Source organism: Yinghuangia sp. YIM S09857, assembly GCF_051388915.1.
Classification (GTDB): Bacteria; Actinomycetota; Actinomycetes; order Streptomycetales; family Streptomycetaceae; genus Yinghuangia.
In genome coordinates this window covers 128,352-136,549 of record NZ_JBPKBH010000018.1, presented here as the reverse complement: position 1 = coordinate 136,549, position 8,198 = coordinate 128,352, and the positions used below count along the sequence as shown (strand labels likewise).

At 71.0% G+C, this 8,198-nt stretch carries 8 protein-coding genes; 2 read left to right on the top strand and 6 right to left on the bottom strand.

The genetic code is table 11. The annotated features are described in order from the left end of the window. Positions 1 to 1,144 precede the first annotated feature (1,144 nt). The 3 genes from ACRX5S_RS30810 to ACRX5S_RS30800 all read right to left on the bottom strand — a co-directional run bounded on the left by ACRX5S_RS30810 (position 1,145) and on the right by ACRX5S_RS30800 (position 3,331). Complete coding sequence (locus ACRX5S_RS30810; RefSeq protein WP_436776432.1) at positions 1,145 to 1,474, bottom strand: hypothetical protein; 330 nt, start codon at positions 1,472 to 1,474, stop codon at positions 1,145 to 1,147. A 796-nt stretch (positions 1,475 to 2,270) separates the two neighbouring features. Then, entirely contained in the window at positions 2,271 to 2,615 is a 345-nt protein-coding gene (locus ACRX5S_RS30805; protein ID WP_436776431.1) for a hypothetical protein, read from the bottom strand. Between the two features lie 503 nt (positions 2,616 to 3,118). After that, positions 3,119 to 3,331, bottom strand: a complete 213-nt coding sequence (locus tag ACRX5S_RS30800) for a hypothetical protein (protein WP_436776430.1) — start codon at positions 3,329 to 3,331, stop codon at positions 3,119 to 3,121. A gap of 152 nt (positions 3,332 to 3,483) precedes the next feature. On the opposite strand from ACRX5S_RS30800, the gene ACRX5S_RS30795 reads away from it, so the two are divergent. After that, the gene (locus ACRX5S_RS30795; RefSeq protein ID WP_436776429.1) at positions 3,484 to 3,645 is read left to right on the top strand and encodes a hypothetical protein; all 162 of its coding nucleotides are present in this window, start codon (positions 3,484 to 3,486) and stop codon (positions 3,643 to 3,645) included. A gap of 95 nt (positions 3,646 to 3,740) precedes the next feature. On the opposite strand, the gene ACRX5S_RS30790 is transcribed toward ACRX5S_RS30795, so the two are convergent. The 3 genes from ACRX5S_RS30790 to ACRX5S_RS30780 form a co-directional block, all read right to left on the bottom strand. Further along, positions 3,741 to 4,664 carry a cytochrome c biogenesis CcdA family protein gene (locus ACRX5S_RS30790; RefSeq protein ID WP_436776428.1) on the bottom strand — a complete coding sequence of 308 codons (924 nt, stop codon included), beginning with the start codon at positions 4,662 to 4,664 and terminating at the stop codon, positions 3,741 to 3,743. A gap of 6 nt (positions 4,665 to 4,670) precedes the next feature. Further along, positions 4,671 to 5,297, bottom strand: a complete 627-nt coding sequence (locus ACRX5S_RS30785) for a redoxin domain-containing protein (RefSeq protein WP_436776427.1) — start codon at positions 5,295 to 5,297, stop codon at positions 4,671 to 4,673. 183 nt (positions 5,298 to 5,480) lie between these two features. After that, a complete protein-coding gene (locus ACRX5S_RS30780) occupies positions 5,481 to 5,810 on the bottom strand; it encodes a hypothetical protein (RefSeq protein WP_436776426.1) in 330 nt (109 codons plus the stop codon). Here ACRX5S_RS30780 and ACRX5S_RS30775 point away from each other — a divergent pair. Further along, complete coding sequence (locus ACRX5S_RS30775) at positions 5,760 to 6,665, top strand: hypothetical protein (protein ID WP_436776476.1); 906 nt, start codon at positions 5,760 to 5,762, stop codon at positions 6,663 to 6,665. The two genes, ACRX5S_RS30780 and ACRX5S_RS30775, sit on opposite strands and share 51 nt — an antisense overlap. Positions 6,666 to 8,198 lie beyond the last annotated feature (1,533 nt).

The window sequence follows — 8,198 nt, the reverse complement described above, 5'->3', positions numbered from 1 at the left end:
TGTGGCGCCAGGGCCCCGAAGGAACTGCTACACCATCTGCCGGCTTTGGTCCTTCACCGGCTCACTGTTCCGCGGGTCCAGCCGCAATGCTGCCGGAGTGCGGGGATCGCTGTTGCGTGACCGGAGACCACCTCACTATCGATGTCCTGCGGTACCCGGGGTCGATGTCGTCCGCCCGGGCGATCCTGATGGCGCTCTGCTCCTCCGCTTTCTTCCCTCGGATGATCACTGCTTGGGGCCGGGTACTGCCTGGTACTGCGTACTGCTCTGTCTGCCTACCGATACTGCGAACCGCTGGTGTTGCGAACCACTGGGCGACCTGACCAAGCGTCACCTTTCGGCAGCCAGCCCCGCATCGCCGCGTTGCACCTGCCTGGGCGTGGAATGCCACTGCCGAACCTCCCGGTGCGCGCGTCCGCAGCCGACGCCTTCACCGGGGTACTGCCACTACTTCGCTGCGGCTACTCGGTACTGCATCCATCGGTACTGCTGCGCGGTCCGGCCCCGCGCCCCTTGGCGCCGCCTGCGGCCGGGCGCCGGTCCCGTCGCCCTGCAACCATCCGGCTTCGGAACCCGACCACCGCGCTGTCCTACCACTGCACTTGCGTACTACCGGCCGACAGTTCGTCCTCTGCCAGGCCCCTGCTGTCTCTCTGGCTACGAGAGAAACCATAACTATGCCGACGCCCAATGTCTACTCCAGCAAACATAGATTTTTGTACGTCCCGCAGTGAGGCAGTCGACCTCGACCGGGAGACATCACGGACCGCATCGACACCGACCGTGGACGCTTGAGACCCGGTTCATCGGATTCGGCGGCCGCTGTTGGGAAACCCCCACGAGGGAGCAGCCGGGTGGGTCCGGCGGCACCTTGGCGGCCGGTCGGCGGGCCCGCTCGGGGGGGATGTTCGGGGCCCGCCCCGCCGACCGCCGACCCGGCAGGACGGTTGGCTGCGGAGTGTCGCGGCGTGGCCGCGGCCGTGCACCGCACCCAGACCAGTCCGCCCGTTCGTGGCGCTCCCCCGCCCCGGGGGCGCTCGTTGTCCGTGGCGTGGACGCGGTCGACGACGGCGCGGCGGATGAGGTGGTGCTGGTGTTCAGCCCGGTGGCCGCGCTGGAGCAGGCGGTGGGTCGGCTGACCGCATTAGTAGCGCCAGCGGCGTGGGCGGCGCCTGCGGACGACGCGGTACGGGTAGGGGCGCGGCAACTTGTCCCGCGGCTCACCGACGACGAGGCCAAGGACGCCGATGTGCATCGCGACCACGGCCGGGATCGCGATGACGGGGCGGGCAAAGTGCCACGTCGACAGCGCCGTCGCCACGAGCAACGAAACAGGCACGAACCAGGCGCACCAGTTCGCATCGCGTGTCGAAGCTACGTAGACAGCCACGACGAGGACGATGAGAACGAGGAGGTACAGAGAGTAGAGGGCCATGGCGAGGGGGCTGCCGGTGAGATAGGGGAAGTTCGCCATGGATGAAGCGTGGCCTGCCTGGAGCCCGGTTGAGAAGCATCACCCTTCAGCCCAAGGGGAATTCCAGTCGCCAATACATCGGGTCGGCCCTGTTCCCGAGCCGACGGCCGCGATGGGCTGGAAGTGGAGTTCGGTGTCGTACTGACCGACACCAACCGCCAACCAACGTGTTCCGTCGCCCTGATGGCCCCACCACTGGGTCAGTGGATCAAACCAGAACGGGTCTGCACCCCACCCGTACTGCCTCTGCACTGCACCCTCTACGCGGACAGCAGGGCGCACAGCCGCAAAGTGGCTGACACAGGCACGGGCGCGTGGCGTCTGAATGAGGTGGGCGAGGCCGCCGGGAAGCGCGAGCGCGGGGGCGCGCCGCCAACGCCGTGCAGTGGTTGCGGCCCCAGGCCCGGGCCGACGTACCGGAGACCGAGCCTGGCCCCCAAGCGGCGTGCTATTGCCTGAAGACCGTGTCCTATGCGGCTGCGAAGTCGTGGCGGCATCTGCCGCCGTGGACGGTGGTTGGGCGTTTGCGGTGCTGTCCGTTCCCGGCCCGCCGCCGGGTTGACGCCGCTGATTGGCGCGTCCGGACGGGCCGCGGGCTGCCGACGCGGTCGGGTGCTGCGGCCGGGGCGGGGGTGGTGTCCGGACTGGCGCGCGGTCGCGGGGTGCGGGGCGCGGGGCCCGGTTCGTCGGCTTGGGGCAGGAGGCGGTCCTCCCACCAGCTCAGTCCCAGCAGACCGCCCAGAGTGAGGACGGGGAAGAGCGGCAGGAGTATCAGCGCAAGCACGGGCGGCACCTGTCAGCGGCGGCTCTTGGCGCGGTAGACCACGACGGCGGTGACCACGACCGCCGCGACGGCCACCTGCATCCGCCTGCTCCGGGCCGCGCCGGCGGCTTGACGGGCGGTGTCGGCGACGGGTTCCGGGGTGTTCTCCCTGGCCTTCGCCGCAAGGGCGGATGCGGTCCCAGCCACCTGGTGGCCGACCTGGCCTGCCGTGGCACGGACCTGCTCGGGGGTGTGCTCCTTGGCGGCGTGCACCGCACGGTCCGTGGCCGCGACGACGGATGCCGCGGCCTTCGCGGACTTCTCCCGGACCTGGTCCTTCGCGGCAGCGGCTTGCTCTACGGGTGTACGGCGGGTCATCTGAGGGCCTTTCGTTGAGTGCGCGATCGCGGTGCTGTTGTCGTCGACGACTTCCCGGACGGGCGCCGTCTTTAAGCCGAGTGCCCGCGGACCATCTGGCCATGCGAAGCCGGGTCAACCCACCGGTTCAACGTTTTTCCGATCGCAACCGACCCACGCCCCGACGGGCCCGGCGCAGGAGCCGTGGATCCGGGGTTCGGTGGCAGCCGCCCGGCATGACCTTCACGGGCGACGGTCCGTCCCGTCCAACGCGCTTGTCGTCCAACCGGGCCCGCCCCCGCGACGCCGGCACCCCTCGGGCAGGTCCCCCGGCTCCTGGCGGCCGAGGGCGACGCCGACGCCGACCCGAACACCGCCGAGAACGGCACCGGGGACCGCCGGCGTGTCCGCGCCGAGACGCGGGCCGCCGCGGAGCGCCGCCGCCTCGGACCCGGCGGCGCCCACAACGACGGGTGACCCGCCGCCCGTTCGCGGGCAACAGTCGACCGGATGGGCAGGCAAAATCATGCGGGAGCGGCGGTGACTGCGGCGGCGTAGGCGGTCAGGCAGTCGGCGCAGTGCAGTGCGTGGGCATCAGCGTCGGTGATCCCGTCGACGGCGTGCGGGTCGACGGGGTCGATGCTGGTACCGCACAGCGCGTCGGGGGTGCCCGGGGGTGTGATGTGCCAGGCGCGGGGGCGGTGGCCACCACCGGCGTCGAGACGTACGACGTGCATCGGTACCTCCCCTGGTCGGTGCGCGGGCAGGGTGTGGCCGCGCGCTGAGGGGTGCTTCACCGGCAACGTACGACGGTCGGGTGCGGGCGGCATCCCGGGCAGTACTCCATTCGTGGCGCTCCCCCGCCCGGGCTTTACTCGTTGCTCATGGCGTGGACCTGGTCGACGGCGGCGCGGCGGATGAAGCGGTGCCGGTGTTCGGCCCGGTCGCCGTACTCGAACAGGTGGTGGGTCGCCTGACCGCGTGCGGCGTCCTGACCATGTGCGGCGTCCTGACCGCGGCGCGGTTCTCCTCGGCGGTGCAATCGAGGTAGACGTTCGACCGGCCGGAGAAGACATTGGTGATCCGGTAGCCGGGCTCGTGGGGCGATCTCGGTCGTGCGCCGGCAGTCGCGCAGAGCCGCGCGGATCATCCCGGGCCGGCTCCCACGTCCGGCAGGGCCTGTGCCCTCTCGCCCCGGCCCGCTGCGGTGCGGCGTCGGCGCAGCCGGTGGACGACGGCAGTGGCCAGGCCCGCGGCGGCCAGGAGCGCGAACACCACCGCGACCGGTCCGACTCCGATTTCCTCGACCCGGGCGCTGAGGGCGCCCTGGATCTCGTAGGCGCGGTTCATGATCGGGTCGTCGGTGGAACCACCGTCGTTGACGCGCAGTTCGTACCAGCCGTAGTAGGCGACGTACGCTCCCGCCACGATGAGCAGAGCGCCGCTCACCCGGCCCACGTACCGAAGGGCGCGCCGCATGCGGGTCACCATCGCGGTCTGCGCCAGCGCGACGGCGAGGGCGAGCACGCCGACGACCAGACCCATGCCGAGCGCGTACGCCACGAACACCGCTACCCCCGCCGGGATACTCGCGGTCTCGAACGTGCTCGTGGTCAGCGCCAGGAACGGCCCGATCGTGCACGACAAGGACGCCACCGCGTACGACACCCCGTACAACACCATCGACCACACCGACCGCGTCGGCGGACCGGTGTTCAGCTTCGGAGCGGAGAGGAACACCTCCCGCCCCGCGACGAGCCAGACGCCCAACGCGACCAGGACGGCGCCGATGACGATCGTCGCCCACGGCAGCCACTCCTGCACCGACAACGCCAGCGGCGTGACGACCAGACCGAACACGCCGAACACCGCAACGAATCCCGCGGTCATCGCGCCGGTCATGCGCAACGCACGCACCACCGCCGCGGTACGCCCGGCCTCACCGCGCTCAGCCGCCGGATCCGCGACCAACAACGTCAGATACGCCGGCAGCAGCGCGAACCCACACGGGTTGAACGCCGCCACCAATCCGGCCGCCAGCGCCAACGCGTACGGCACGTCGCCGAACACAACGCCTCAGCCTTTCGCCGCGAGCTCGGCGACCTTGCGCTCCAACTCGTCCTTGCCCAACGGCCCGGACGCCTTCGACGTCGATCCGTCGGACGCCATGAACACGAACGTCGACTGCTGGGTGATGCCCAGCTTGCGCCAGACCTCGCCCTTCTCGTCCGACAGGTGCGGGATGCTGCCGGTCTTCGTGTCCGCGACGAACTTCTCCATCGCGGATTCCTTGTCCAGCCCGGCGACGCCGACGAACGACACTTTGCCCTGGAACGCCGCGGAGACCTCCGCCACGCCCGGTGCCTCGCTCCTGCACTTGGGGCACCACGGGGCCCAGAACCAGAACACCACCGGTTTCCCCGCCAGTTGCGCTCCTTCGAACCGGGCGCCGTCCAGCGTCGTCGCGGTGAACCGCAACTTCTCCGGCACCGCGGCGGCAGGAGGAGCGGAACTGCCCGCACCGGTCGGCGCGGCCGCGGCGGATCCCGGCTCCGCGGTCGACGCGTCGGCTCCCGGGGAAGCGGGAGCCGGGTTGCCCGAACTCGCGGCAGGACCTTCCGCCTTGTCCGACGAATCACTGCCGCAGGCACCCAGCGCGAGCACGGCGGCGACCACGACCGGTATCCAACGGCGTCGCACCATGACTGAACGGTCTCCCCGAGTCGAGCAGCGGATACGCCGAACGGCGCAACGCCACTCTAGGAAGATCGCTCCAGCGCGAGGAGGCCCAGGCACATTACAAACCCATGACGCCACGTCAGACCTGCGGCGTTCCTCCGGGGATCGGAACCGTCTGTCGAGCCCGGACGCCCGCCGGTCGGCCGACTATGGCGTCTCCGACCGGCGGCGCGCTGCCTGGTCCCGGATTCCGCACAGGACGGTGTCGAGGAGTCGGTCGAACTCTGCTGCGGATCCGAAGTCGGCCTGGAAGTGTGCGACGGCGGTCAGGGCCGGATATGCGGTGGCGTCGAGCGCGGGCATCGCGGAGGGTCCGTCGGGGCCGCCGCTGAAGGACGCGGGCGCGGTACGTCTGCGGGACTCGACCGCGGGCAAATCGCCGCCGCCGTTGCCCTGGTCGACCGCGAGGGCCTGGACCGATTCGGTGTGCGGCGGCTCGCCGACGACCTCGGGGTCGACCCGATGTCGATCTACCATCACATCAAGGGCAAGGCGGCGCTGCTGGACGCAATCTGCGAGGCCGTGATCGCCGAGGTGGAACTCGGCCAAGCACCGCAGGACTGGGAGCAGGCGGCCCGCCAAACGGCGTACACCGAGGATCCGCGGGTGGTCCGCGGCGCTGTCGGCGCGAACGGCTCGGCTTGGGAGCGGGAGTTCGACGGCGGCTGCGGGCTGTGCGGTCGGCGAGTGATCCGGGTACGGGGGCGCGCGATAGGAATGGGGGATGACGCAGTCTTCCGATACGCGCGACGACTTCGGGCTCAGCCGTGCGTTCACTCATCAGGCCGTCGACGACCAGCATGTCGGGCCGGCACTCAGTGGGCTGATCAGGCTCGGCGGGTTCTCGGACTCCGGGCTGCTGCACGGCATCCACCACATCGGCGGGTACATCGCGGGCTCGTGGCGTCCCGGCCCCGACGGCAAGCTCCCCGGGTCGGTCGCGTACGGGCGCTGGACGCACCTGGTCGGTCGCATCGGGGCGGTCGCGCTGCGGGCCGCGGCGCCCGCGACACTGCCGGATCGTCGCGAACGGCTGTTGGCCCTGCTGGAATGCTGGGCGCAGAGCCCCTTCTCAGACCTGGACGCGCGGATGCGTACCGGCGTCCTGGACGTCAAGACGCCCGACCGCGGCGCGGCGCGCGACGAGAACGGCTCCACCATCGTCATCAAATGGGGCACCTGGTCCGACACCCGCGCCAAGGTGTTTCAGTACGTCGGCGGGCCCGGAGAACCACCGACGGTGGGCGGCGCCCTGACCCAGGTGACCGAACTCCCTTGCGGGACCTGGGGAGACTCGGGCCAACTGCGTACGCTCGTCGCCCTTGTGCGTGAGCGCGGCCCGATGCCGTGGGATGCCGGGGCGGTCGCACTTCTGGCCGAGTCCACCGGGATGTCGCGGGCCGCCGCCGCACTCACTTTGGCCGGCCTCCAGGGGCACGGCTCGTTCACCATCCCCTTCCTCGACGGCGACCAACGGCGCATCCTCGGCCTGAAGGTCAGCGAGGGCGAGGCCGGACGGCGCGAGCACGCCGAACTGACCGAGCACGACCGGCTCGACCTGCTGGCAGGCGTACTCCCGGACGATCCGGCCGACTTGTGGCAGCCCGACGGGCCCAAGCACCTGGCCGCGCGCATCGCGGAGGCGTGGGTCACTCGCCACGGCCTCCGTCCCGTCGTACCGGAGAGCACGCTCGCGCTGCTGGACGAGGCCCGCTGCTCCCGGCCCCCTGCCCGCGTCTGCGCCGCGTTCGCGGACCCGGCCGGCGAACCCCTCCTTGCGCGCGACCTGGACACCTGGCTCCGCTCCGGCGAGTACGGCGCGTGGCTCGTGGACCGTTCCGACCGGCCGGGCTTCCACGAAAGCGCGTTCAGGGAACTACTGTCCGACGTCGCTGTGCACGGTTCCCTGGTGTACGAGGAGTTGCCGGCGGGCGATCCGGTACGCGACGGCTTCCCGGCACTCGTCGCGGCCCTGCGGGAACGCCTCGACCACCCCGGGCTGCTGCTCAGCGAACACAGCTTCGAACGCCGCTCGTTCGCCACCGAAGACGCGGTCGCGGAGTACTTCGGGCCGACCCCGTATGCCGGTCCCGAAGAACTCGACACGGCCGCATTCGACTTCGGCGCGGGCGTCGTCAGCACGGCACCGCCGCAGGGACAGTCCCGAATCCAGCCCACGCCCAAGCTGTTCGTGCGGCCCGCCGCCCTGCGCGACCAGGAGGCAGAGCAGCGGATACGGCAGGTTCTGTGGGCCAATTGGACGTCCACGGTCGACCACATCGTGCGCGCCCGGAGCGAGTACTTCGACCGGATCGCGGCCCGCATCCGCGACGGAGGCCTCCCGCCGGGGGCGTTCGAGGCGAACCCGGCGACGAGCGCGCCGGACACGGTCGCGGCTGTGGCGTCGGCTCTCGGCCTCGACACCGACGCGGCCGTTCTCTACCTGCAACTGCTCGCGATGGCCTATCCCGAGGACCGGCGGGTCCGCCGCTGGAACGGCTGGTCGGCGGTACGCCACCGCACCGCGGCTGAGCAGTTGGTGACGACGGGCCTGGTGCTCCGCGACAAACGCGCCCGGGCCGGCCGCGGCGTGTTCCTGCCGGGCGAGTGGGCGACATCCAAGGACATCCGGCCCTTCGAGGCGTGGAAGGCCGACTTCATCGGTGCCCGCCTGGCCTCCAGGTCGACATGGATCACCTCCGCCCCTCTCCCTACCCGCAGCTTGCCGGAGCGTTTTGCCGACGTGTGGGCGGCCGTGGACAAGGGCGAGGGCCCGGCAAACTGACGTCGTCGCCGACGTACGTCTCGCGCTGCGTGTCGCCCCGACCTGAGCCGCAAGGCGTCCGGCTTCGCACCCGAGCTGGG

Excerpts from the sequence above, each read along its gene's own strand:
- ACRX5S_RS30810 (WP_436776432.1), bottom strand. The coding sequence starts at position 1,474 with ATGGCGAACTTCCCCTATCTCACCGGCAGCCCCCTCGCCATGGCCCTC.
- ACRX5S_RS30805 (WP_436776431.1), bottom strand. The coding sequence starts at position 2,615 with ATGACCCGCCGTACACCCGTAGAGCAAGCCGCTGCCGCGAAGGACCAG.
- ACRX5S_RS30800 (WP_436776430.1), bottom strand. The coding sequence starts at position 3,331 with ATGCACGTCGTACGTCTCGACGCCGGTGGTGGCCACCGCCCCCGCGCC.
- ACRX5S_RS30785 (WP_436776427.1), bottom strand. The coding sequence starts at position 5,297 with ATGGTGCGACGCCGTTGGATACCGGTCGTGGTCGCCGCCGTGCTCGCG.
- ACRX5S_RS30780 (WP_436776426.1), bottom strand. The coding sequence starts at position 5,810 with ATGGTAGATCGACATCGGGTCGACCCCGAGGTCGTCGGCGAGCCGCCG.